Annotated in this window: 23 protein-coding genes; 7 read left to right on the top strand and 16 right to left on the bottom strand. The window is 64.9% G+C overall.

Translation table 11 applies throughout. From position 1 onward, the window contains the following. Positions 1 to 78 precede the first annotated feature (78 nt). Positions 79 to 1,200 (top strand): Acg family FMN-binding oxidoreductase, encoded by a 1,122-nt coding sequence (locus tag E5222_RS09680; RefSeq protein WP_246021659.1) that lies wholly within the window; start codon positions 79 to 81, stop codon positions 1,198 to 1,200. 3 nt (positions 1,201 to 1,203) lie between these two features. On the opposite strand, the gene E5222_RS09675 is transcribed toward E5222_RS09680, so the two are convergent. Continuing rightward, positions 1,204 to 1,599 carry a DUF1489 family protein gene (locus tag E5222_RS09675; protein WP_136693813.1) on the bottom strand — a complete coding sequence of 132 codons (396 nt, stop codon included), beginning with the start codon at positions 1,597 to 1,599 and terminating at the stop codon, positions 1,204 to 1,206. A gap of 46 nt (positions 1,600 to 1,645) precedes the next feature. Here E5222_RS09675 and E5222_RS09670 point away from each other — a divergent pair, with 46 nt between their 5' ends. Beyond that, the gene (locus tag E5222_RS09670; protein ID WP_136693547.1) at positions 1,646 to 3,061 is read left to right on the top strand and encodes a serine hydrolase domain-containing protein; all 1,416 of its coding nucleotides are present in this window, start codon (positions 1,646 to 1,648) and stop codon (positions 3,059 to 3,061) included. Here the strand turns inward: E5222_RS09670 and mgtE are convergent, their stop codons facing one another. Further along, positions 3,062 to 4,477 carry a magnesium transporter gene (mgtE, locus tag E5222_RS09665; RefSeq protein WP_136693546.1) on the bottom strand — a complete coding sequence of 472 codons (1,416 nt, stop codon included), beginning with the start codon at positions 4,475 to 4,477 and terminating at the stop codon, positions 3,062 to 3,064. A gap of 100 nt (positions 4,478 to 4,577) precedes the next feature. Between mgtE and E5222_RS09660 the strand changes: the two genes are divergently transcribed. Further along, positions 4,578 to 5,042 carry a peptidylprolyl isomerase gene (locus E5222_RS09660; protein ID WP_136693545.1) on the top strand — a complete coding sequence of 155 codons (465 nt, stop codon included), beginning with the start codon at positions 4,578 to 4,580 and terminating at the stop codon, positions 5,040 to 5,042. Then, positions 5,042 to 5,359: a hypothetical protein gene (locus tag E5222_RS09655; RefSeq protein ID WP_136693544.1), complete on the top strand. Its 318-nt coding sequence runs from the start codon at positions 5,042 to 5,044 to the stop codon at positions 5,357 to 5,359. The genes E5222_RS09660 and E5222_RS09655 overlap by 1 nt, the downstream gene beginning before the upstream one ends. 12 nt (positions 5,360 to 5,371) lie before the next feature. Here the strand turns inward: E5222_RS09655 and E5222_RS09650 are convergent, their stop codons facing one another. The 14 genes from E5222_RS09650 to E5222_RS09590 form a co-directional block, all read right to left on the bottom strand. Further along, positions 5,372 to 6,340 (bottom strand): SgcJ/EcaC family oxidoreductase, encoded by a 969-nt coding sequence (locus E5222_RS09650; protein ID WP_136693543.1) that lies wholly within the window; start codon positions 6,338 to 6,340, stop codon positions 5,372 to 5,374. Between the two features lie 79 nt (positions 6,341 to 6,419). Next, entirely contained in the window at positions 6,420 to 7,298 is an 879-nt protein-coding gene (locus E5222_RS09645) for a LysR family transcriptional regulator (RefSeq protein WP_136693542.1), read from the bottom strand. Positions 7,299 to 7,379: 81 nt separating this feature from the next. After that, complete coding sequence (locus tag E5222_RS09640; protein ID WP_136693541.1) at positions 7,380 to 8,321, bottom strand: hemolysin family protein; 942 nt, start codon at positions 8,319 to 8,321, stop codon at positions 7,380 to 7,382. 21 nt (positions 8,322 to 8,342) lie between these two features. Next, a complete protein-coding gene (ybeY, locus tag E5222_RS09635; protein WP_136693540.1) occupies positions 8,343 to 8,846 on the bottom strand; it encodes an rRNA maturation RNase YbeY in 504 nt (167 codons plus the stop codon). Between the two features lies 1 nt (position 8,847). Then, positions 8,848 to 9,657 carry a nucleotidyltransferase family protein gene (locus E5222_RS09630; protein ID WP_136693539.1) on the bottom strand — a complete coding sequence of 270 codons (810 nt, stop codon included), beginning with the start codon at positions 9,655 to 9,657 and terminating at the stop codon, positions 8,848 to 8,850. A gap of 49 nt (positions 9,658 to 9,706) precedes the next feature. Next, positions 9,707 to 10,741: a PhoH family protein gene (locus E5222_RS09625; RefSeq protein WP_136693538.1), complete on the bottom strand. Its 1,035-nt coding sequence runs from the start codon at positions 10,739 to 10,741 to the stop codon at positions 9,707 to 9,709. 111 nt (positions 10,742 to 10,852) lie between these two features. After that, positions 10,853 to 12,196: a tRNA (N6-isopentenyl adenosine(37)-C2)-methylthiotransferase MiaB gene (gene miaB, locus E5222_RS09620; protein ID WP_136693537.1), complete on the bottom strand. Its 1,344-nt coding sequence runs from the start codon at positions 12,194 to 12,196 to the stop codon at positions 10,853 to 10,855. Between the two features lie 213 nt (positions 12,197 to 12,409). Then, on the bottom strand, positions 12,410 to 13,168 hold the full coding sequence (locus E5222_RS09615) for a lysophospholipid acyltransferase family protein (RefSeq protein WP_169053542.1): 759 nt from the start codon (positions 13,166 to 13,168) through the stop codon (positions 12,410 to 12,412). A gap of 5 nt (positions 13,169 to 13,173) precedes the next feature. Then, complete coding sequence (locus E5222_RS16525; protein ID WP_169053541.1) at positions 13,174 to 13,599, bottom strand: Fur family transcriptional regulator; 426 nt, start codon at positions 13,597 to 13,599, stop codon at positions 13,174 to 13,176. Positions 13,600 to 13,715: 116 nt separating this feature from the next. After that, entirely contained in the window at positions 13,716 to 14,153 is a 438-nt protein-coding gene (locus E5222_RS09610) for a Ros/MucR family transcriptional regulator (RefSeq protein ID WP_136693535.1), read from the bottom strand. A 146-nt stretch (positions 14,154 to 14,299) separates the two neighbouring features. Continuing rightward, the gene (gene rimI, locus E5222_RS09605) at positions 14,300 to 14,758 is read right to left on the bottom strand and encodes a ribosomal protein S18-alanine N-acetyltransferase (RefSeq protein WP_136693534.1); all 459 of its coding nucleotides are present in this window, start codon (positions 14,756 to 14,758) and stop codon (positions 14,300 to 14,302) included. Beyond that, the gene (tsaB, locus tag E5222_RS09600) at positions 14,755 to 15,378 is read right to left on the bottom strand and encodes a tRNA (adenosine(37)-N6)-threonylcarbamoyltransferase complex dimerization subunit type 1 TsaB (protein ID WP_136693533.1); all 624 of its coding nucleotides are present in this window, start codon (positions 15,376 to 15,378) and stop codon (positions 14,755 to 14,757) included. Before tsaB ends, rimI begins: the two co-directional genes overlap by 4 nt. A gap of 17 nt (positions 15,379 to 15,395) precedes the next feature. Continuing rightward, positions 15,396 to 15,989, bottom strand: a complete 594-nt coding sequence (locus tag E5222_RS09595) for a malonic semialdehyde reductase (protein WP_136693532.1) — start codon at positions 15,987 to 15,989, stop codon at positions 15,396 to 15,398. A gap of 25 nt (positions 15,990 to 16,014) precedes the next feature. Continuing rightward, the gene (locus E5222_RS09590; protein WP_136693531.1) at positions 16,015 to 16,596 is read right to left on the bottom strand and encodes a NifU family protein; all 582 of its coding nucleotides are present in this window, start codon (positions 16,594 to 16,596) and stop codon (positions 16,015 to 16,017) included. Positions 16,597 to 16,723: 127 nt separating this feature from the next. Here E5222_RS09590 and E5222_RS09585 point away from each other — a divergent pair, with 127 nt between their 5' ends. From E5222_RS09585 to E5222_RS09575, 3 genes are all read left to right on the top strand, one after another. Then, entirely contained in the window at positions 16,724 to 19,645 is a 2,922-nt protein-coding gene (locus E5222_RS09585) for a M16 family metallopeptidase (RefSeq protein ID WP_136693530.1), read from the top strand. Positions 19,646 to 19,836: 191 nt separating this feature from the next. Further along, positions 19,837 to 21,216, top strand: a complete 1,380-nt coding sequence (locus E5222_RS09580; protein ID WP_136693529.1) for a class II 3-deoxy-7-phosphoheptulonate synthase — start codon at positions 19,837 to 19,839, stop codon at positions 21,214 to 21,216. Positions 21,217 to 21,315: 99 nt separating this feature from the next. Beyond that, positions 21,316 to 23,157 carry a sensor domain-containing diguanylate cyclase gene (locus E5222_RS09575; RefSeq protein WP_136693528.1) on the top strand — a complete coding sequence of 614 codons (1,842 nt, stop codon included), beginning with the start codon at positions 21,316 to 21,318 and terminating at the stop codon, positions 23,155 to 23,157. Position 23,158 lies beyond the last annotated feature (1 nt).

The following is a 23,158-nucleotide window of genomic DNA, read 5'->3' as shown; positions in this document are numbered from 1 at the left end:
ACATAGTGTATGAGCGACAGAGCGGAGGCCTGAGGGTTTCGCACTGTCTCCCGCTATGCAGGATCGGGAGTTCCGGTCATGGCTGAAGGTAAAGGCACAGGAGGGATTTCGCGCCGCGCCGTCGTGATCGGCGGGGCCGGTGTCGCGGCCGCGCTGGGCGGTGTGGCGGCGGTCAGCTTCCTCACAACCGGTTCGGCCGAAGACTATGACCGCGCCATGCAGGCGCTGCGCGCCCCGCTTCCCTCGGGTGCCACCCGCCGCGACCTGGTGCGTTTTGCCACGCTCGCCGCCAACAGCCACAACACGCAGCCATGGCGCTTTCGGCTCGGTGAGGGGATGATATCGGTCGCCCCCGACTGGACGCGCCGCACCCCCGTCGTCGATCCCGATGACCACCACCTCTATGCCAGCCTCGGCTGCGCGGCGGAGAACCTGGCGATCGCGGCGGCATCGGCGGGCCTGCCCGGTGAGCTGCAGCATGACAGGCAGGATGGCACGCTGGCTTTCGTCCATTCGCAAGGGGAGCCGCTGCGCTCGCCCTTGCTCGATGCGATCCCGCGCCGCCAGACCACCCGAGCGCCTTTCAACGGCGCTCCCGTTTCGGCGGAGGACCTTGCCTTGCTGGAAGAGGCGGCACGGATCGAAGGGGTGAACCTCGCGCTCCTCACCGAAAGACGCGATATCGACCGGGTTCGCGACCTCGTGATCGCGGGCAATACGGCGCAGGTGGAGGACGAAGCCTTCGTGCGCGAATTGCGTGACTGGATTCGCTTCAATCCGAAGGAGGCGCTGGAACGTGGCGATGGCCTGCCTGCGGCCGCCAACGGCAACCCGGCCATTCCGCGTTGGTTCGGCAGGACGATCTTCGACATGGTCTTCACCGCCGAGGCCGAGAACGCCAAATATCTCGAGCAGATGGATACAAGCGCGGGCGTGGCCGTCTTCGCAGCAGACCGCGCCAATCCGTCGCACTGGGTGAGGGCGGGGCGCGCGTGCCAGCGCTTTGCGCTGCAGGCGACCGCGCTGGGCATCAAGACCTCCTTCATCAACCAGCCGATCGAGGTGGCAGAGTTTCGCGGAGAACTGGCAGGTATCGCGGGCTTTGGAGCGCTGCGGCCCGATATCGTGATGCGGTTCGGCTATGGCGATCCCATGCCCATGTCCCCACGCCGCCCGGTGGAGGCGGTGATCGACGTCTAGGCGTCAGACGAGGCCCAGCTTGGAGAGCTCGCTTACCAGCTTGCCGGGCATCGCATCGCCCGCGACTTCGCCTTCTTCGAGGTCCTTCGGCGCATCCTCGTCCTTCAGGTAACGCCAGCCCTGATGCGCCCGCTTGGCCTTGGGGTGGACGAGGTGGAGGCGGTTCTCAAGCAGGATATCCCAATGCCCGTCTGGCCGCTGCTCGAAGCCGAGAATGGCGGCGCGGGCGACCATCGCATGCTCATGAATCCAGTAGAGCGAGCCGCCTGTCATCTCCTCATGCCGCTTGGGCAGATACCGCGTGCGCAGGCGCCTCTCCGGCGACTTGCCGTCGAACCAGTCCTGCAATTCGCGCAAGCTGGAGGCGCGATAGGCGATCTTGGTCATGTGCAGCGGCATGGCGATAATGTAGGTCCTCGGACGGGGATTGCGAAGGAGGGGGATCATGCATTTGTGGAAACGCGCCTGGACGCTGGCGGCATTGGCGCTGGCAGTCGTGGCCAGCCTGCCGGCGCGCGCGCAGGTTCCGGAGATCGAGCAATTCCTCGAAACGGCGCTGCCGCAATCCGGCGCTCCGGGCGTGGCCTATGCCGTGGTCGAACAGGGCGCGATCCGCTCCGGCGCGCGGGGGGAGGCGCTGAAGGGCAGCGGGCGCGAGGTGACGCCGGATACGCCTTTTCTGCTGGGATCGATTTCCAAGAGCTTCACTGCGCTCGGCATCATGCAATTGGTGGAAGCGGGCGAGGTCGAACTCGATGCGCCCGCCTCCCGCTATCTCGGCGAATACAGTGACCGACCCTCGGGCGCGGTGACGATCCGCCAATTGCTGACCCATACCAGCGGCTATTCGACCAATCAGGGCAATCGCAGGCATGTCGATGCGGAGGGAGATTCGAGCGAGGTCGAACGCGACCTTGAGGAAGGACCGTCCTTCGCCCCCGGCACCATGTTTGACTACTCCAACGCCAATTACCGCATCCTCGGCCGCGTGATCGAGGCGGTGAGCGGCAGCGATTACCCGACTTTCATCGAGACGCGCATTCTCCAGCCGCTGGGCATGGAGAGCAGCTTCGTCTCCGATGGCGAAACCTATCCGCAGATGGCGGTGGGACACCGGCCGTGGTTCCTCACCAAGCGCCCGTGGGAGCCGGGCCGCACGCACCGGGTCAACGCACCGGCGGGCGGGATCGTCGCCAGCGCCAATGACGTAGCGCTCTACCTCGCCATGATGATGAACGGGGAGGACGATATCCTCAGCGCCGAGGGCAAGACCGCGATGATGCGCGCCTCGAGCGAGGCCGCGCCCGGCTACGGCTTTGGCTGGAACCTCGTGAACGGTGGCGAGACGGTCTATCACACCGGCACCACTCCCGGCGTGGAGACACAGGCGACGCTGATCCCGGAAGAGGGGATCGCCGCCGTGGTGCTGGTCAATGCGGGCAGCGGCATGGGGTTCGGCGAGACCGGAGCGCTGATCGGCGGTGTGACTGCGAGGGCCCTGGGCTACGAGCACCAGCCGGCGAGTGGCAGCCTGTTGCGCCAGTCGATGATGGCCCTGGTGGTGCTCTCGCCTGTCCTGTTTGTGATCTGCATCCTCTGGGCCTGGAAACACCGCGAGGTGCTGCGCGCCAAGTCCGGCGTGGCGGGTAGCTTCAGCCTGTGGTTCCCGCTGGTGATGACGCTGGTGCTGGCATGGTCGCTGCTGTGGCTGGTGCCCTATCTGTTCGGCACGAGCTTCACGACGCTCCACCTCTACCTGCCCGACATGGTGATCGCGATGATCGCCAGCTCCGTTACGGGCGTGACATGGGCCGTGCTCAGACTGGCGATTGCCTTTGGCGGCAAGCGGGGCGGAGCCTGATCAGCCCACCAGCCCGGTTGCGACGGCAAGGCCGAGGAAGGCGAAGAAGCCCATCGAATCGGTGATCATGGTCACGAATACGCTGCTGGCGACCGCCGGGTCCTGGTCCAGCCGGTCGAAGACCACCGGCACCAATACGCCTGCCATTCCCGACACGATGATGTTGATCACCATGGCTGCGGCAATCACCCCGCCCAGCTGCGGCGTGAAGATCAGCGCGGTCGCGATGCCGATGAGCACGGCGATGGTCGCCCCGTTCATCATCGCCACCTTCAGCTCACGCAGCACGAGCCGCCTGGTGTTCGAACGGGTGAGCTGGTTCATCGCAATTGCGCGCACCGTCACCGCCATGGTCTGGGTGCCCGCATTGCCGCCGATGCTGGCGACGATCGGCATCAGCACGGCCAGGGCCACAAGCTGTTCGATGGCGGCGCCGAACATCGCGATGATCGCACTGGCGACCACGGCAGTGCCGAGATTGGCGACCAGCCAGCGCACGCGCGCCGAATAGGCATCGCGCAGCGGCTCGTTGATGTCGCCTTCGCCGGCGCCCGACATCAGCAGCGCGTCCTCGCCCGCTTCTTCCTGGATGATGTGGACGATGTCGTCGACGGTCAGCTGGCCGACCAGCCGCCCGCTTTCGTCCACCACGGCGGCGGAGATCAGCGCGTATTTCTGGAAGCGAAGGGCGACTTCCTCCTGGTCCATGTCGACCGGGATCAGCGTCTGGTCGCGCTTCATCACGTCGAGCAGCGGGATATGGCGCGGGCAGCGCAGGATCCACGAAAGCTGGCAAGTGCCGATCGGATGGTGGCGGTGATCGACGATGAAGACTTCCCAGAACTCCGTGGTCATGTCGTCATTGTCGCGCAGGTAGTCGATCAGGTCGCCGACCGTCATGTTTTCCGGCACGGCGACCAGCTCGCGCTGCATCAGGCGGCCGGCGGTCTCTTCCGGATAGGAGAGCGCGCTTTCGATAATGGCGCGGTCATCCGCGTCCATTTCGGCAAGGATGGCCTTCTGGTCCTCGTCGTCCAGATCCTCGATCAGCTGGACGGCATCATCGGTGTCAAGCTGTTCGGCGATTTCCGCCACGGCGGCGGCGGGCAGTGCCTCGACCATGCTTTCGCGGACATAGTCGTTGAGCTCGGCGATCACCTCGCTCGTCATCAGGTCGGAGATGGCGGCGGCCAGCTCGCGCCGTTCCGTCTCGCTCAGCAGTTCGAGCAGGTCGGCAATGTCCGCCGGGTGCAGCGGCTCGACCAGCTCATAAGCGCGCGAATCGTCTTCGGCTTCCAGCGCCTCGCGGACCGAATCGACGAAGGCCGGTTTGAGCCGGTTGTCCTCGTCGAACTCCTCGCCCTCCTCGCGGACGGCGTCCTCATCCTCGCGGGGCTGGAGTTCGGTTTCGGCCATGGGGAGGGGTCTATTGTGCTGCGGCGCAAAAGCAAGCGGCGGGTGACATTGCCGCCAATCCGCTTATATCCGCCACACATTATTCAAAGGAGAACGATCCATGGCCGACGAAAAGCTGACCTTCACTCTCGACACCGGAAACGGGGAAGGCGGCGATGTCGTCATCAAGCTGCGCCCGGACCTCGCGCCCGGCCATGTCGAGCGGATCAAGGAACTGGTCGGCGAAGGCTTCTATGACGGCGTGGTGTTCCACCGCGTGATCCCCGGCTTCATGGCGCAGGGCGGCGACCCGACGGGCACCGGCATGGGCGGTTCGGACAAGCCGGACCTGAAGGCCGAATTCAACGACCAGCCGCATGTGCGCGGCGTGTGCTCCATGGCCCGCACGCAGGTGCCGGACAGCGCCAACTCGCAGTTCTTCATCTGCTTCGACGATGCCCGTTTCCTCGATCGCCAGTACACCGTCTGGGGCGAGGTCGAGAGCGGCATGGAGCTGATCGACGCGCTGCCCAAGGGCGAGCCGCCGGCAGAGCCGGGCAAGATCGTGAAAGCGACCGTCTCCTGATGAAGCGGCTGCGCCCCTTGTTGGGTGCGGCAATGCTGGCGGCATGCGCGCTGGGCGGGGTGACCGCCTGCGCACTGCCGCCAGATGCGCCCACGGTGCTTGCCAGCGCCAATGGGACCGGGCCGGGCGATGCCTATGTCGTTTACAGCCCGCAGCAGCGCGACGAGGTGTTCGCGCTGCTCGGCCTCGCGAGTGCGGGGCGCGAACTGCATGTGATCGACGGGCGGGCCTTCGATGTGCTGCGCGCGGTCGATCCAGAAACGAAAGAAGCGCGAGAGGTCTGGTTCGACATCTCGCGCTTCTTCAATCGCTCCTAGGCGGAGACAGGCTTAGTCGGGCGTCACGTCCCGGCTGCGGATCAGCCAGCTGCCGTCCGTCTGTTTCACCACCATGTCGCGGCCGCGGCCCTGTGCCAGCAGGACAGGCGTTGCCGCGCCGGGCGATCCGCCGGAAACGGTCTGCCAGTAATAGTTCACCACCGCCACGCTGGGCGAGAGGAACGAGATGTTCTGGTTGGACATCACGTGGAACAGCTCGGGCGATTCGTCATTCCGGTTGGCGGCGAGGTCCACCACCATCTGGCGCAGATTGTCGCGGCCCTGCGTGCCCAGGAACGATCCGTCCTCGGTAAAGACGGCTGCATAGGCATCGGGGTTCCAGCCGTCGATGGCGCGGACATAGCGCCACATCAGGTCCTCGATCTGCGCGCGGTCATGCGCTTCCTGCAGCGTCTTGTTGACGTCCAGCGCCTGTGACGGAACGGCGGTGGGCAGCGTGGCCGGGTCCCAGTGCTCGTCGGCCTTGCCGTCCACGAAGCGCCAGGTGTCGAACCAGGTAGTGGTGTAGGTCTGCGTCGGATCGTCGGCATAGGGCACGATGCGGCGGGTGAGGATGGTGACATAGTCGCCTTCCGCCATCACCGCGACCACGCCGTTCCCGTCTTCCGCGCTCAGCGCCGGGCAGGGATTGAGCGGCTGCACATTGGCAATCTGCGTGAAGTAGTAGATCACGCCTTCCAGCCCCGATGCGGCGACCGGGTTGTGCTGGATATAGGCGTCTGTCAGCCAGTTGCCGGCATCGGCCCAGTGCCCGCATTTGAGCAGGTCACGCTGGATGCGGAGCGCTGCCTGTTTGTTGCGATGAAGCACCGGGTCAGAGCTGGTGAACAGGCTCTCCGGGTCCGGATGCGGCACCACGGGATCGCTCAGCGCGCGCATTTGCGCCTGCGCGGCACCGGGCATGGCAAGGGCGGTGGTGGCCACCAGCGCGGCGGCCAGTGCGGTCTTGGCGAATTTCATATCTCTCCCCTCGAGTATCGAATGATTCCTCGGGGAAGGGTTCTGCCGCAATTGCCGCAGGTTGGCTAGAGTCGGAACCCTAAAGCCCGGCGGAGACCAGCCAGTCATGGAAGATGCGCACCGGCCGCGCTTCCAGGTCCACCGGCTTGCACAGGAACCAGTAGCTATAGGGGCTCTCCACCGTCACATCGAACAACTTGGCAAGGCGCGGATCATTGTTCCGGTCCATGTGATCGTCATGCATGATGGCGATGCCGAGGCCCTGCGCGGCCGCTTCCAGGATCAGCTGGCCCGAATCGTAATGGTCCACCGCCTGCGGCTGCAGCTTCTCAAAGCCCAGCGCCTTCTTCCACGCCTCGTAGCTCAGCTGCATGTCGGTGTGGACGAGGAAGGTCTGCTTCTCCAGCTCCTCGATCCCCGGATCGGGGCCGAGCTTTTCCGCCACGTCCTTGCTGCAGATTGCGTGCACCGTGTTCTGGTCCAGCTGCACCGCGTGGAAGCTGGGATCGGGCTGGGTTGTCAGCGTGATCGCCGCATCCAGCGTATCGCCCACCCGGTCGATCAGATGCGGGCCGGTATCGATGTCGAGATGCAGGCGCGGATGCAGCTGGCGCAGTTCGGGCAGCTTGGGGAACAGGCGCTGCGTGCCGAATAACGGCATCACGCCCAGCCGCAGGCGCAGCAGCTGCAGGTTCTCGCTCTGCGCTTCGACAGCGGCGGCCAGGGCTTCAAGGTGCGGGGCCACCGCATCGTAGAAGTTGCGCCCCTCGTCGGTCAGCTTCATCGCCTGTCCGGAGCGGGAGAACAGCTTGCGGCCGGTGAATTCCTCGAGATTGGTGATGCGCCGAGACAGGGCCGAAGGGCTAAGGCCGAGCTCATGCGCAGCTGAGCGCGCGGAGCCGAGGCGCACCACGCGGACAAAGGCCTCGAGGGCCCGTAATGGAGGTAACCGCCGCATCCCGCGCCCATGTTCACAAATTTGCAACTGCTGTCGAGTGGCATTTTTTACCTATCGGCAGAAAAATGCTGCATTGCGGGATCAGCCGTCCTCGCCCTCGTTCTTTTCGGGCTGCGGAGCATGCAGGCGCAGGCGCGTGACATGCGTTTCATCTCCGGCAGTTACTTCGATCCGCCAGCCGCTGGGGTGAGTAAGGACGCGGCCCGGCTCGGGAACTTCCTCTGCCAGCACGAAAGCGAGGCCGCCGAGAGTATCCACGGATTCCTCGACCTCGGCGATGCGCGAATCACCGATGATTTTGGCCACATCGTCCAGCTCGGCGCGGGCATCGGCATCCCACATGCCCTCGCCCATGGAGACCACCAGCTCGACCGGGGCCTCGTCATGCTCGTCCTCGATCTCGCCGACGATTTCCTCGACCAGGTCCTCGATGGTGATGATCCCGTCAGTGCCGGAGAACTCGTCGAGCACGATGGCCAGGTGCGTGCGATTGGCGCGCATATCGGCCAGCACGTCCAGCGCACCGCGCGCCTGCGGCACATAGAGCGGCTGGCGGATCAGCGTGGTCCAGTCCCCGGGCGGGTCCTTCTTCCCGGCGAGGAAGGCGAACACGTCCTTGATGTGCATCATGCCGATCACATCGTCGAGCTGGTCGCGATAGACCGGCATGCGCGAATGGCCGTGTTCGGCGAACAAGGCGACCATTTCGTCCCAGCTCGCGGAAGCATCTATCGCGACGATCTCGCCGCGCGGGATCGCCACGTCATCGGCATCGTGCTCGCTGAAATGCAGAAGGTTGCGGAGCATGGTGAGCTCCACCGCCGAAAGATCGCCTTCCTTGCGCTCTTCCCCGTCATCGCCGGAGGATTGCTCATCCTCGTGCTCGTCAATCGCCTCTTCCAGCTGCTCGCGCAGCGAAGGCCCCTCATTGTCATTGAAAAGAGCGCGAATTGCGTTCCACAATCCGCCGCTACTGTCCGCGTCTCCCGATTGGGTTTCGCCGTTCCTGCTATTGTCGGGCATCGCCCTCTTGCCTGCTCCTGTTCAAGCGCTTGAACCCTCATATGGGTCTGCAATTCCCAATTGTGCAAGCGCCTTTACTTCCAGCGCCTCCATCTTTTCGGCTTCTTCCGTAGAGATTTCGTGGTCGAAACCGGCGAGATGGAGCAGTCCGTGCAGCACCAGATGCGCCGCATGATCCTCTATCGAAACGCCTTTTTCCGCCGCTTCGCGCGCGCATGTTTCGTGGGCGAGGGCAATGTCGCCCAGAAAGACGGGGGGCATCTCGGGTGGTCCGTCTTGCGCTAGCTCCAGCAAGTCTTCGCGTTCCAGCATTGGGAAGGAGAGCACGTTGGTCGGCTTGTCGCGCCCGCGCCATTCGCGGTTCAGTGCATGCACCTCGGCATCGGACGTGAACAACGCGCTGGCGGTCAGGCGCGTATGGCCGAGTTCGGGAGCGACCTTGGCTGCGGCGTCGGCCACGCGCATGACCAGCGCCTCCCAGCCCGCAGCGGGCCAGGGCTCCTCGATTTCGATATCGAGTTCCATGTCAGCCGGCGCGCGGCTTCACGCCATCTTCCAGCAGCAGCTTTTCGGTGACGTCGTAAGTGTTCTGGTCGTCCACATCGACGGCGAAGCGGCCGCGATCGGTGATCTGCAGGCGGATCTTCTTGCCGAAGCGGCGCGAAACGCGATCGAGCATGGTCTTCGTCTTGAGCACCCCCAGGCGATAGCCGATGAGGTTGAGCACGCCGAAAGCACCGACGAAGCGCTTGGGGAATTTCAGGAACTGCCCGCCGCCGCGGAATATCTCGCCTACCGACAGTGCGTCGGCATCGCGGGCGAAGAAGGTGTTGCAGTTGGAATATTCGCCATCGGCAAACTTCCAGAAGCGTGATTGGCCGGTGGGATGTTCGGCCAGCACGTCTTCCTTATGCGCCATCATGGCGGCGACATCGGCCTCCTGCTCCAGCGCGGAGGCGTAGAAGTTGCGGTAGGCTTCGGCGGTGACCAGCACGTTGTCGCCCGTGGTCATCAGCAGCGGGTAGCTTGCGCCGCCGGCCGCGGCGAGCACGCTTTCGAGCAGGTTCTTGGCCGAGGGTACGATAGTCATCCGTCCAGCCTCGATGAAAGGCTGCGCCTCGGGCTCAGCCTCCAGCGCGGTGGGATCGTTGATCGAAACGATGATGCGGGCATCGGGGAAAGCCGCATTCACCGCATCGAAGACATAGCCGATCAGCGGGCGGCCCAGCATGGGGACCAGGCACTTGTGCTCGCGCTCATATTTGGCGGAAAGCGGATCGATCTTGCCAAGGCGCTGCCCGGCAAGGATGAGAATGGTGGGTGTTGGATGTGTCATGACTGCGGGCGCTCATCCTCGCATTGCGCGGATTTCGCAAGTGCGAAAGCTATTCCCCCTTGCCCTCGTAAGCTTCGACGATGCGGCCCACGATCGGGTGACGCACCACATCGGCGCTGGTGAAGCGCGTGATGCCGATGCCTTCCACGCCCTCCAGCCTTCCGACCGCATCGGCCAGCCCGCTCATGGAATCGCCGCCGGGAATGTCGACCTGCTTGGGGTCGCCACAGATGACCATCCGGGAATTCTGGCCGAAGCGGGTGAGGAACATCTTCATCTGCTCGCGCGTGGTGTTCTGCGCCTCGTCGAGGATCACGAAGGCATCGCTGAGCGTGCGGCCGCGCATGAAGGCGATCGGCGCGATCTCGATCTCGCCCGAGGCGAGGCGGCGCTCCACCTGCTCTGGCGGCATGCAATCGAACAGCGCGTCGTAGAGAGGGCGGAGATAGGGGTCGACCTTCTCCTTCATGTCGCCGGGCAGGAAGCCCAGCTTCTCGCCCGCTTCCACGGCGGGGCGGGAAAGGATCAGGCGCTGCACGCTGCCTGTGATCAGCTGGCTGACCGCCTGCGCGACGGCGACATAGGTCTTGCCGGTACCGGCGGGACCCAGCGCGAAGATCATGTCGCGGCTGGCGAGGAGGCGCATATAGTCCGCCTGGCGCGCGCTGCGCGGGGTGATGGTCTTGCGGCGCGTGCGGATCATGATCGGCGGGGCCTTGGTCTCCCCGGTTACGATGCCGTCCAGCGTGGGTTCGTTCGACATGGCGATCACCGCTTCGATGGCGCCGCTATCGATCTCCTCGCCTGTCAGCAGCTTTTCGTGGAGGGCCTGCAGCACCTGCCGGGCGCGGGCGACGTCATCTTCCGTCCCTTCGATCACCACCTTGTTGCCACGCGCGCCGATATAGACGCCGAGGCGGTTCTCTATGAGGACGAGATTGGCGTCGAATTCGCCAAACAGCGCACCGAGCATCGCCTGTTCGGCAAATTCCACTTCCACCCTGGCGCGACGGGCATGGTCGCGACGATCTTCCGGGTGGGCGATTGCGCCTGTATCTTCGGCGCTGTGTGCTTTGCGGGCCATGTGCTCCTTTCGCAAGCAAGTACGAGTCGGAAATGTAGGCCTCGCCGGGCTGTAGGCAAGTCAGGCCATGCGATGACTGGGGAAAGTCATGCAATTGCCATCCGGCCGGTCTTACGGTGCGACCGGCTCCAGCACCCGCCCCTTGAGCGAATTGGGCCCCGCATCGGCGAGTTCGACCCGCACCATGTCGCCGATAGCCGCTTCGCCTTCGAAGAACACCGATTGCAGCCACGGGCTCTTACCCAGCCACTGGCCGGGCAGCTTGCCCTTGCGCTCCACCAGCACCTCGCAGGTCCGGCCCACCGAGCCCTCGTTGAAGGCCAGCTGGTCGCGGTTGATCGCGGCTTGCAGGCGCTGCAACCGCTCGTCCATCACTTCCTTCGCAACCTGGTCCTCGAAGCTCGCGGCGGGCGTACCGGGGCGGGGCGAGTATTTGAAGCTGAAGGCCTGTGCGTAACCGACCTTGTCCACCAGCTGCAGCGTCTCCTCGAACTCGGGTTCGGTCTCGCCCGGGAAGCCGACGATGAAGTCACCCGACAGCGCGATGTCGGGCCGCGCGGCGCGGAAGCGTTCGAGCAGCTTGAGGTAGCTTTCCGCCGTGTGGCTGCGGTTCATCGCCTTCAGCACACGGTCGCTGCCACTCTGCACCGGCAGGTGGAGATAGGGCATCAGCTTCTCGACCTCGCCATGCATGGCGATCATGCCCTCGGTCACGTCGTTGGGATGGCTGGTGGTATAGCGGATGCGCTGCACGTCGGGCAGGGCGGCAATCGCCTTTACCAGCCCGTCGAAGCCGATCGAACGGCCCGCATCGTCCTCGCCTGTCCAGGCGTTGACGTTCTGCCCCAGCAGCGTGATCTCGCGCGCGCCGCTTTCGCACAACGTCTCCGCCTCGCGCAGCAAGTCCGCGAAGGGACGCGAGATCTCCGCGCCGCGCGTATAGGGCACCACGCAATAGGTGCAGAACTTGTCGCAGCCTTCCTGGATGGTGAGGAAGGCAGAGGGGCCGACCTTGCGGCGCTTGGGCAGGGCAGCGAACTTCGCGTCTTCGGGCATGTCGGTATCGGTCGCCCGTTCACCGGCAACCGCCTTGTCAATCATGTCGGGCAGGCGGTGATAGGCTTGCGGGCCCACGACCATGGAGACCGCCGGCGCGCGCGCCATGATCTCCTCGCCCTCTGCCTGGGCAACGCATCCGGCGACGGCGATCAGCGGCTTCCTGCCCGCTTCCTCGCCCGCCTTCACCAGCCGCCCGATATCCGAATAGACCTTCTCCGCCGCCTTCTCGCGAATGTGGCAGGTATTGAGCACGACGAGGTCCGCCTCCTCGCCCTCGGGCGCGGGCGTGATGCCTTTCGCAGCGAGCATTTCGGCCATGCGCTCACCGTCATAGACGTTCATCTGGCAGCCGAAGCTCTTGACCCTATAGGTCCTGGGGGGAGTGCTCTGTCGCATGGTGGCGGGCCTGTAATGCATTTGGCGCGGGCGTTCAAATGGAACGCGGGAACGCCATGTCGCGACTGTGACCTTCGGTGCTTGCCGTCCGTAAACCGCGGCAATCGCGCAATTGGAGTGTGACCTTTCGCGAACGGGCTGTGACAGGGTGTGAAACAGGGCCATCGCGCACCCCTGCCATCCGCCCGCGCCTGTAGGAAAGCGAGCGCCCACTCAAGGCATCGTCCGGTCCATCTCCTCCTCGCCGCCGATGGGCAGCACGTCGGCAATCTCCCGCTGGGCGACCGCCGCCATGATCTTGCGATTCTCCATCGCCTCGCTCGTCAATGGCGCGAGGAAATGGATGGTCAGCTCGATCGCCCGCATGCGCCCCATGATCCTGGCGAAGTTCTCCAGCCCCGGCTCATCGCCCACCCAGCACATTCCCGGTGCGTTCTCATATTCGAGCGCGACGGGCTGCACCACGACATCGCGCGGCAGGCGCTCCACCGCCGAAAGCAGCGAGGAACGAAAGGGCAGAAGGCGCGTGCCGTCGCTGGTGGTCGCTTCGGGAAAGATGGTCAGCCGCCCGTGGCCCAGCCGGTCCTGCACCTGGCCCACCTGTTCGGCTACCGATTGCCGCTTGTCGCGAGTAATGAATACAGTGCCGTTCTGGCGGCACAGCCAGGCGAGCGCGGCATTGTCCGCCAGCCCGCTATGCGCGACGAAAGCGGTGCGGCTGACACCCGCCAGCGCGAGGATATCGATCCAGCTGATATGGTTGGCGAGCAGCAGCGCATGGCGCTGCGGCCGCCCCTTCACCCGGATGCGCACACCGGCAATCCACGCCAATGCGCCAAGGAAGCGCGGCGGCACGATGTCGCGCCGGCCGAACAGCGTCAGCAGCAAATGGGGAATGACGATCGCGGCAAAGACCAGCACCCAGGCCAGTACCCGCGCAATCACGAGCAGCCAGCGCCAGCCGAGGCCCACGCCGCCTACTCCTCGCGGTCGATACGGACGCCGTAGAGCTCCATCCGGTGGTCGACCAGGCGATAGCCGAGCTTTTCGGCGATGACCTTCTGCAAGGCTTCCAGCTCCGGATCGACGAATTCGACGACCTTGCCCGTTTCCACGTCGATCAAATGGTCGTGATGCGCCTCGGGCGCAGCTTCGTAGCGGGCGCGGCCATCGCCGAAATCGTGGCGGTCGAGGATGCCTGCTTCCTCGAACAGGCGGACCGTGCGGTAGACGGTGGCGATGGAGATCTTGGGGTCGATGGCAGATGCACGCGCATGCAGCGCCTCGACATCGGGATGGTCGCTGCTTTCGGACAGCACCTTGGCGATCACGCGCCGCTGTTCGGTAATGCGCAATCCGCGCTCTGCGCAAAGTGCTTCAAGGTCGATCGGTGCTTGCGTCAAGGGGTTGATCCTGCTGCCGAAATGAAAAACGCCCTGCCACTATGAGAGCGGCAGGGCGCATTTTCAACTGGCTTGGGCATTTTCCCCCAGCCTCGCCAGTACGACAAAACGTGCCGTCAGCTCGCTTTCTTGCGGCGGCCGCGGCGCTGGCCGGGCTTGCGGCCGAGGCCGATCTTCTTGGCCAGTTCGCGGCGCTTTTCCGCATAGTCGGGCGCGACCATGGGATAATCGGCGGGCAGGTTGAAGCGCGCACGATAATCTTCGATCGACAGTCCGTGATCCGTGGTGAGGTGGCGCTTCAGCATCTTCATCTTCTTGCCGCATTCCAGGCAAACGATGTGATCGGGCTTGACCGAAGCGCGAAGAGAAACCGCCGGTTCGGGCGCCGCCTCGACTGCGTTCTGGGCCCCAAGCCCGGCCAGCGCGCCATAAACGCTTTCAATAAGCGGTGGTAAATCAGACACTTCCACGCTGTTGTTCGCGACATGTGCGGTGACGATATCCGCGGTTAGCGTGATCAACATCTCGCTCATGTCATTTTCGGGATTTTCCATCGACGTCCTCTATTTTTCTTTAGCGACCGAGTTATTTGGCGGTGCTGATTTCTCCACCCCATCCGCCGCGTACGCCCTGCACCATGTAAATACAGGTGACAAGGGGGACTTTTCCCGTACTGCAGGAAATTTCCTGCGCTTTTACTTTAGTCGATAGCTCTTGAAAAGGTTACCGCGTCGAACGGTCCTTCGCTGCCCGAACGGTAATAATCGCGTCGACGGCCCACCGGGAGGAAGCCGTGGTGCTCGTACAGAGCGTAGGCGGGATTGCCGTCGCGCATTTCCAGGAACAGGCGGTTGACCCCGCGTTCCCCGGCGCAGGCAATAAAGCGTCGCATCAATGCGGCGCCCACGCCCCGGCCGCGAGCATTTGGCGCGACCGCGATCAATAGTAATTCCTCTTCATCGGCCGCCTGGCGTGACATGGTGAAGCCCACCGCGTCCTCGGGCAGGGCGGGATTGGCGCCCTTGGCGTTCGCCAGCAGGTAGCGCGTATGCGGCATGGCCAGCGCATCGCTGACCTGGCGCCGGTTCCACGCCTCGCCATAGGCCGGGTCGAAAGCTGCCTCCATCACCTGCATGATCGCATCGACGTGATCCATCATGCGCTAACGCCTCCCGGAAGCTTGGCATCGGGGCCGCGGCCATAGATGGGGGAGAGGTCGGTGAGCAGCTGCGTCTCATGGAGGAGGTGGGCTTGCCTTGCGTCGGGCAGCAGGTCCAGCGCCAGCCGGTCATCGCCGAGCAGTTCGGCCAGTTCCTTCGCCCGGTTCCCGGCGATGGTGCCATGGCGGCAGGCCGCTGCGGCATCGGCGGGGGAGAGCGAGCGTACCTTGTCCTCCGCCTGCATGCTGTTGGCGAAGTTCTGCACGAACCATTCGCCATGCCCGCCATTCATGCACACGGTCACGGGGCGCGGGTCCGGCTGCCATGTGCGTGCGGCGACCAGCGAGAGGGTGGGATAGCCCAGCACTTCCGCGCCCCAGGCGATACCCAGCGCGCGAGCGGCGGCCAGCCCGATGCGCACGCCGGTGAAGCTTCCAGGGCCGAGCGAGACCACGATGCGATCCGCACGCCCCTTGTCCGGCAGTTCGGCGATCATCGGGACCAGCCGTTCGGCATGGCCGCGGCCGAGTATCTCGAAACGCCCTTCGACTAGTTGAGAACCGTCGAACAGGGCGGCCGAACAGGCTTCGGTCGCACAATCGATGGCCAGCATGCGCATGGGAAAACTCGTAAAGGTCAGATCAGGCGGTTGAACAGCGCGAAGCCGGGGCGGGGCGAGCGCGGAAAGAGCTTCGACCCGTCGCCATAGCCTACAGAGCAGATGAAATTGCTCCTCCACTTCGGCTCGTCAGCGAAGAAATCGGCATCGACGGCAGCGTTGTCGAAGCCCGACATTGGCCCGCAATCGAGGCCCAGCGCGCGTGCTGCGAGGATCAGGTAAGCGCCCTGCAAAGAGGAATTGCGCATGGCGCTGACCTTGCGGCCTTCCTCATTGCCTTCGAACCAGCTCTTCGCATCGGTATGCGGGAAGAGCTGCGGAAGGTGTTCGTGAAAGTCGATATCCATGCCCACGATCACGCAGACAGGGGCATTGCGGACCTTGTCCTTGTTGCCTTCCGCCGCATGGGTGGCGAGGCGCTCCTTGGCCTCCGCACTCTTGCACCAGATCAGGCGTGCGGGCAGCTGGTTGGCCGAAGTCGGCCCCATCTTCAGCAGCTCCCAGATCGCCTCGATCTGCTCGTCGCTCACTTCCTTGTCGAGGAAGCTGGAGTAGGAGCGCGCCTCGCGAAACAGCTGGTCGAGCGCGGCGTCGGACAGGATATCACTCATGGAAAGGGGCTCCGTCGCTGGGGGATCAGGCGGCGCGGACTTCGGTCACCTCGGGTACGTAATGCTTCAGCAGGCCTTCGATGCCGTGCTTGAGCGTCGCGGTGGAGCTGGGGCAGCCCGAACAGGCGCCCTGCATCTGGAGGTAGACCACGCCTTCGCGGAAACCGCGATAGCGGATGTCCCCGCCATCGCTCGCCACGGCGGGGCGTACGCGGGTTTCGAGCAGTTCCTGGATCTGCGCGACGATATCGGCATGGGCCGGATCGTCCTCGAACATCAGCTCGTCATCCTCGGGCGGCACGGCAATGCCGCTGGCGTCGCCGCCTGCAAACAGAGGCGCCTGGCTAACGAAATGGTCGAGCAGCACCGCCACCACCTGCGGCTTCAGCACGCCCCAGTCGGCGCCCGGTCCGGCGGTGACGGAAACGAAATTGCCGCCGAAGAACACGCCCGTTACCTCGCCCGTATCGAACAGCGCCTGCGCCAGCGGGGAAGCCTCGGCATCCTCGGGCGAGGCGAAGTCGCGGGTGCCCGAAGGCATCACCTGCTGTCCCGGCAGGAACTTGAGCGTGGCGGGGTTGGGCGTGGTTTCCGTCTCGATATACATGGTGGCCGATGTAGGAGCCTCGGCACCGCACCACAAGGCGGCAAAACTGCGGTGCCGACAAGCGGGGCTTGGCACGCTATGGTGATGTATTCACCAAGCCTTCATCCCTGACAGGCCTATTGCGCCCATGAATATCGTCTCGCGCGCCCTGCGCTTCCTGCTCCCCGCCACCCTGCTGCTGCCGGTTCCCGCTCTGGCGCAGGAATTCTGCACCGTCGGCATCGCCGGCGAGAACGATGTCCCGCAATATGCCCGGCCCGACGATCCGTGGATCTATCGCGGCACCGATATCCCGGTGGACGACCAGTGGCTGTTCGGAGAGCTGCCCAACGGCCTGCGCTATGCGGTCCGGCAGAATGGCGTGCCGCCCTGCCAGGTCTCCATCCGCGTGCGCATCGATGCCGGATCGCTGCACGAAGAGGATGACGAGCTCGGCTATGCCCACCTCATCGAGCATTTGCTGTTCCGCGAATCGCGCGATTTCGGGCCTGGAGAAGCGATCCCGCATTTCCAACGCATGGGCGCCGCGCTCGGCTTCGACACCAATGCGCTGACCAGCGCGACGCAGACGGTGTACCAGCTCAATCTGCCCAATGCCTCGCGCCAAAGGCTGGAGGACAGCGTGCGGCTGTTTTCCGGCATGATCCGCGAGCCTGCGCTTTCTGACGAGAATCTCGCCGCCGACGTGCCCGTGGTTCTGGCCGAACGGCGCGAGCGGTTGAGCCCCGCCATGCGCATCGCCATTGCCACGCGCGAGCTGTTCTATGACGGCCAGCGCCTCGCCAATCGTGCGCCGATGGGCACGGTGGAAGCCTTGCAGGCGGCGACGTCCGGGGATGTGCGTGCTTTCCACACGCGCTGGTATCGCCCGGAGAATACCGTCGTGGTGATGGCAGGCGATGCCGCGCCGCAAGTCCTCGCCGCTCTGGTGGAACGCCATTTCGGCGACTGGCAAGTGCCGGGCGAAGTCACCCCCGAACCCGATTTCGGCGATCCGGTGGTCCCTCCCGGCCTCGATCCCGCCAACCCGGTGGGCGAAACCGCGGTGCTGGTCGAACCCGGCCAGCCGCGCAGCGTCACCTATGCCGTTCTGCGCCCGTGGGAGCAGGTGGTCGACAACCTTGAATATAATCGCGGACTGCTGATCGATGCGGTGGCGCAGGCGATCGTCAACCGGCGGCTGGAGGAACAGGCCCGCGCTGGCGGCCATTACCTCTATGCGGTGGTCGAGCAGGAGGATGTCAGCCGCAGCGCGGATGCGACCTTTGTCTCCTTCGCGCCGCTGACCGAGGATTGGGAAAGCGCGATGACCGAAGTACGCGCGGTGATCGCCAACGCCCTTGTCCAGCCGCCCAGCGAGGCGGAGATTGAACAGGCCGTCGCCCAGTTCGACGTCGTCTTCCAGGACATGGTGGGGCAGGAGCGCATTCAGGCAGGCTCCGTGCTGGCGGACAATATGGTCAATGCAGTCGATATCCGCGAAGCCGTCGCCGCGCCCGAGACCTTCCTCTCCGTATTCCGCGGCATGCGCGACCGCTTCACGCCCGAGGCGATCCTCGAGCATACGCAGCGCCTTTTCGAAGGCCAGGTGATCCGCGGCCTGCTGCTGACGCCCGAGTTGGGCGAGGCCACGGCCGATGAATTGCACGCCGCGCTGGCCGCTCCTGTCGACGGCACGGCGATCGAGCGCGACGATGGCGAAGCGGCCGACTTCGCCGATCTGCCGCCCATCGGTGAAGCTGCCGCACCGGTGACCCGCGAGCCGCTCGGTCCCGGCATCGTGCAATCGACCGAGAAGCTGACCTTCGCGAATGGCGTGAACGCGCTGATCCGCGATAGCGAGAACGAGCCGGGCCGTGTGACCGTGCGCGTGCGCTTCGGCGCGGGCTGGCGCGGCTTTGCCGATGACGAGGCGGTCTATGCCCTTCTGGGCGAGCGGGCGCTGGTCGGATCCGGCCTCGGCCCGCTGGGCCAGAACGAGATCGACCGGCTGGTCGCCGGCCGCAAGATCGGTTTCGATTTCGGTATCGGCGAAGGCGTGTTCCAGTTCGAGGCGATGACCCGGGCGGAAGACCTTGCCGACCAGCTCTATCTCTTCGCCGCCAAGCTGGCGATGCCGCGCTGGGACGTCGCACCGGTCGAGCGCGCCAAGGCGAGCGCGCTGCTGACCTATGACTCGCTGGGCGGCGATCCGATGAGCGTGCTTAACCGCGACCTGCAATTCCTGCTGCGTGATCGCGATCCGCGTTTTGCCACACCCACGCCGGAGCAACTGCGCGCGGCGACGGCGAGCAAGTTCCGCGAAGTCTGGGCGCGCCAGCTGGCGCAGGGGCCGGTGGAAGTCTCCGTCTTCGGCGATATCGACCCGGAGGCGACCATCGACGCGCTCTCGCGCACTTTTGGCGCCTTGCCCGAACGCCAGCCTCTGCCGGCGGAAGTCGCGGCGCGCACGCTGCAGTTCCCCGCCGCCAATGCGCAGCCCATCGTGCTGCGCCATGATGGCGATGCAGACCAGGCTGCGGCGATCATCGCCTGGCCCACGGGCGGCGGCTCTGCCGGCCTTCCGCAATCGCGCAAGCTGGAACTGCTGGCCTCGCTGTTCGGCAACCGCCTGCTCGATGCCATGCGCGAGCGGGAAGGGGCGACCTATACGCCTTTTTCTACCTCCAACTGGCCGGTGGACGTCGAGGATGGCGGCTACATGCTGGCACTGGTGCAGGTGCGGCCGGAGGATGTGGACACCTTCTTCGCCCTTTCGCAGCAGATTGCCGAGGACCTGGCGACCACCGGTCCGACGCAGGACGAACTGGCGCGGGTGGTGGAGCCCGTGCAGCAGAACATCTTCCGTGCGCAGACCGGCCACACATTCTGGCTCAACCGCGTGGCGGGCGGCAGTTTCGATCCGCTACGGGTGGCCAATCTGCCCTCGCTGGCGGTTGATTACCTTGCCACCAGCGGCCTGGAGATCCAGGCGCTGGCGCAGCGTTACCTGCTGGGCCATGGCGGGCTGAAGGTCGTCGTGCTGCCGCAGGATGCGCCGCCACGCTGAAGTTCCTGTAGCTGCAGGCACTTTCCGCGGTCTGGTTAGGCGGCGCAACTATATACAATGTAACCTTTGCACCCGCGCCGACTCGGGCGTAGAGGCGAGGTTCGCCCACAGGTGAATCGCGAAATTCCGGCATTCCGGAAAACGCGCACTATATGGAAACTTGCAAGTAGAAGTCTGGAAACGAGAGTACAGTGGCACAGAATTGGACACCCGATAGCTGGAAGCAGGACAAATTCGTCGCAAAGCACCTGCCCCACTATGAAGACGCAGGCGAATTGCAGGCGGCAGAGGACATCCTCGCCGGCTTCCCGCCGCTCGTCTTCGCGGGTGAAGCGCGCGCGCTGAAGGGTAAGCTCGCGGACGTTACCGCAGGCAAGGCCTTCCTGCTGCAGGGCGGCGATTGTGCCGAAAGCTTCGCCGAATTCAGCTCCAACAATATTCGCGATACTTTGCGCGTGATCCTGCAGATGGCGGCCACGCTGACCTTTGCCAGCAAGATGCCGGTAGTGAAGGTGGCCCGCATGGCCGGCCAGTTCGCCAAGCCGCGCAGCGCGCCGACCGAAGTGCATGACGGGCAGGAACTGCCGAGCTATTTCGGGGATATCATCAACGGCATCGACTTCGGCCCGGAATCGCGCCGCAACGATCCGCAGCGGATGCTGCGCGCCTACAGCCAGGCCTCGGCCACGCTGAACCTGCTGCGCGCCTTCACCACGGGTGGCTATGCGAACCTGCGCCAGGTGCACCAGTGGACGCTCGATTTCATGGGGCGCAGCGCCTGGGCCGAGAAGTACCAATCGATCGCCGACCGCATCGGTGAATCGCTCGACTTCATGGAAGCCTGCGGCATCGACATCGAGGACCAGCCGCAGCTGAAGATGGCCAGCCTCTACACCAGCCACGAAGCGCTGCTGCTCCCTTACGAGGAAGCGCTGACGCGGCAGGATTCGCTGACCGGCGAATGGTATGACTGTTCGGCCCACATGCTGTGGATCGGCGACCGCACTCGCTTCGAGGATTCGGCGCATGTCGAATTCATGCGCGGCATCAACAACCCCATCGGCATGAAGTGCGGCCCGAGCCTTGAGCCAGACGCGCTGCTGAGGATGCTCGATATCCTCAACCCCTCGCGCGATCCGGGGCGGATGACGCTGATCGCCCGCTTCGGGCACGAGAAGGTCGAAGCCGGCCTGCCGCCGCTGGTGCGCGCCGTGAAGCGCGAAGGGCACCCGGTGGTGTGGAGCTGCGACCCGATGCACGGCAACGTCATCAAGGCGGATAGCGGCTACAAGACGCGGCCGTTCGACCGGATCATGGCCGAGGTAAAAGGCTTCTTCGCCGTCCACCGTGCCGAAGGCACCCATGCCGGCGGCATCCATGTGGAGATGACCGGGCAGGACGTGACCGAATGCACGGGCGGCGCTGTGGCCATCACCGATGCGGGCCTCGCAGATCGCTATCACACGCATTGCGATCCGCGCCTCAACGCCGCGCAGTCGCTGGAGCTCGCCTTCACGCTTGCCGAAATGCTCAACCTGGAGCTGAGCGAGCGGCAGGCGGACGCGGCCTGACGCTCGATCGAGGTTGCTGGCGCGCTGTGCGGACGCTCAGCGCGGCTACCTAGTCGCGACGTTCTCTATCCTTAAGGCGCGGGTAATAGTCTTGCCCGCGTGAGCGAGAATACCATACCGCGGGGTCGCTTCGATCCCTTTATCGCACCCGTAATTACGGGTGCGATCTGGTATGTCGCGGCTCTGGGCTCGATCTATTTGCGCGATACTCACGGCGCCGTGCTGATCCTGTGGCTGCCCGCCGCAGTGGGCGTGGCGGCGCTCTATGCCCATGACGTGCGGAAGTGGCCGGCGCATTTGCTGGCGATATTCGCGGCAGAGATGCTGGTCGCCGCCGCGATTCCCGTCCCGGTCGAAAGCGGCGTGGTCTTCGCCATCGCCACCGTGGCCGAGGCGCTGGTGTGCGCGCGTATCGGCATTTCGGTGCTGGGAGGGCGTGGCGAAATACCGCGCAGCCTGGCCCAGATTGCCGGCCTGTTTCTGGCTGCCGTCGTGGGCTCGGCCGCTGGCGCGCTGATTTCCTTTCCCTTCCGCACCATCCCCACGCTGCCGGAACTGGCCTGGTGGTTCCTCGCCAGCGTGCTGGGCATATTGGCGGGCACGCCGGTTCTTCTGTTCCTGCGCCAGCGGCTGGGTTTCGGCGACCAGGGCGTGAAGCTGCGTGGTGACAACTGGCCCGGTGGCATAGGCCTTGCGATCGCGCTGCTGGCACTGCTCGCCTTCCTGGTCCTGTCATTCCCGCTATTGCCGTTCACCGCGTTGCTGATGGTCGGCATGGCCGCTGTGGCGGTACGCTATGGCCAGCTGGGTGCGGCCTTTGCCCTCATCGCCTATGGCCTGGTGGGGACGGGATTGAGCGTAGGCGGGAACAGTCCCGTCGCCAATCTCGACATGTCGCCCCGCAATGCGGGCCTCTATCTGCAGGCGCTGCTAATGGTGATGCTGGCCGCGACCCTGCCGCTGGCCGCGCTGCTGATGTCGCGCGATGCGCTGGAAGGCAAGCTGCGCGGGCGCAACAAGGCGCTGCAGCAGAGCCTTGCGATCTTCGACCTGGCGGAAAGCGTCGCCGGGATCGGCCGCTGGCGGTACGACTTGCGCACGGGGGCGCAGGAGTGGTCGCCGCGCATGCTGGAACTGAACGGCCTTCCGCCCAGCCTTGCGCCTGATCCGGGCTATATTCGCGACCTGATGCCCGATGGCGGTTCCGAACTGTTCGGACAGATCGCCGTGCATCGCGGCGAACGCGAACCCTACGGCTTCACCTATCGCGTTGCCCCCTATGGTGAGGAGGAGGAGCGGATCCTGCACATCTCCGTCCTCAACGAATTCGACGATGCGGGAGAGCGTATTGCCCTCTTCGCCGTAGCAATGGACGTGACCGAACAGGCGCGGCGCGAAGAGGCATTGGAGGAAGCGCGCGGGCGCGCGGTGCAGCTGGCGGCCGAAGCGCAGAAGCTGGCCAATACCGATCCGTTAACCGGTCTCGCCAACCGCCGCTGTTCGATCAACCGGCTGCGCAGGCTGGTGGACGAGACGCGCGGTCAGGAGCAACCGCTGACCGTGGTGATGTTCGATATCGACCACTTCAAGCTGGTCAATGACGGCTATGGCCACCAGACCGGCGATGACGTGCTGGTCCATGTCGCCGAAATCGCTCGCGAGCAGGTGCGCGAAAGGGACCTTGTCGGCCGCATTGGCGGGGAGGAATTCGTGTGGCTCCTGCCCGGCATGAGCGCGGGACGAGCGACCCAATTGGCCGAGCGGCTGCGCTGCGCGATCGAAAAGCGCAGCGGCGATTCCAACCTGCCGCCCGTCACCGCATCGGTGGGCCTTGCCACATTGCGTGCCGGAGAGGATGCGGAAGGCGTGCTGGCCCGCGCCGACCGGGCGCTCTATCTCGCCAAGGATGCCGGCCGGAACCAGGTGCGCATGGCCGCGTGAT

It is taken from the genome of Alteraurantiacibacter aquimixticola, from assembly GCF_004965515.1.
In the GTDB taxonomy this organism is placed as follows: domain Bacteria; phylum Pseudomonadota; class Alphaproteobacteria; order Sphingomonadales; family Sphingomonadaceae; genus Alteraurantiacibacter; species Alteraurantiacibacter aquimixticola.
The sequence above is the reverse complement of the archived record's forward strand: the minus strand, read 5'-3'. Positions and strand labels throughout refer to the sequence as shown.

Coding starts and splice junctions, on each gene's coding strand:
- E5222_RS09680 (WP_246021659.1), top strand. CDS start 79: ATGGCTGAAGGTAAAGGCACAGGAGGGATTTCGCGCCGCGCCGTCGTG.
- E5222_RS09675 (WP_136693813.1), bottom strand. CDS start 1,599: ATGCCGCTGCACATGACCAAGATCGCCTATCGCGCCTCCAGCTTGCGC.
- E5222_RS09670 (WP_136693547.1), top strand. CDS start 1,646: ATGCATTTGTGGAAACGCGCCTGGACGCTGGCGGCATTGGCGCTGGCA.
- mgtE (WP_136693546.1), bottom strand. CDS start 4,477: ATGGCCGAAACCGAACTCCAGCCCCGCGAGGATGAGGACGCCGTCCGC.
- E5222_RS09660 (WP_136693545.1), top strand. CDS start 4,578: ATGGCCGACGAAAAGCTGACCTTCACTCTCGACACCGGAAACGGGGAA.
- E5222_RS09655 (WP_136693544.1), top strand. CDS start 5,042: ATGAAGCGGCTGCGCCCCTTGTTGGGTGCGGCAATGCTGGCGGCATGC.
- E5222_RS09650 (WP_136693543.1), bottom strand. CDS start 6,340: ATGAAATTCGCCAAGACCGCACTGGCCGCCGCGCTGGTGGCCACCACC.
- E5222_RS09645 (WP_136693542.1), bottom strand. CDS start 7,298: ATGCGGCGGTTACCTCCATTACGGGCCCTCGAGGCCTTTGTCCGCGTG.
- E5222_RS09640 (WP_136693541.1), bottom strand. CDS start 8,321: ATGCCCGACAATAGCAGGAACGGCGAAACCCAATCGGGAGACGCGGAC.
- ybeY (WP_136693540.1), bottom strand. CDS start 8,846: ATGGAACTCGATATCGAAATCGAGGAGCCCTGGCCCGCTGCGGGCTGG.
- E5222_RS09630 (WP_136693539.1), bottom strand. CDS start 9,657: ATGACACATCCAACACCCACCATTCTCATCCTTGCCGGGCAGCGCCTT.
- E5222_RS09625 (WP_136693538.1), bottom strand. CDS start 10,741: ATGGCCCGCAAAGCACACAGCGCCGAAGATACAGGCGCAATCGCCCAC.
- miaB (WP_136693537.1), bottom strand. CDS start 12,196: ATGCGACAGAGCACTCCCCCCAGGACCTATAGGGTCAAGAGCTTCGGC.
- E5222_RS09610 (WP_136693535.1), bottom strand. CDS start 14,153: ATGGAAAATCCCGAAAATGACATGAGCGAGATGTTGATCACGCTAACC.
- rimI (WP_136693534.1), bottom strand. CDS start 14,758: ATGATGGATCACGTCGATGCGATCATGCAGGTGATGGAGGCAGCTTTC.
- tsaB (WP_136693533.1), bottom strand. CDS start 15,378: ATGCGCATGCTGGCCATCGATTGTGCGACCGAAGCCTGTTCGGCCGCC.
- E5222_RS09595 (WP_136693532.1), bottom strand. CDS start 15,989: ATGAGTGATATCCTGTCCGACGCCGCGCTCGACCAGCTGTTTCGCGAG.
- E5222_RS09590 (WP_136693531.1), bottom strand. CDS start 16,596: ATGTATATCGAGACGGAAACCACGCCCAACCCCGCCACGCTCAAGTTC.
- E5222_RS09585 (WP_136693530.1), top strand. CDS start 16,724: ATGAATATCGTCTCGCGCGCCCTGCGCTTCCTGCTCCCCGCCACCCTG.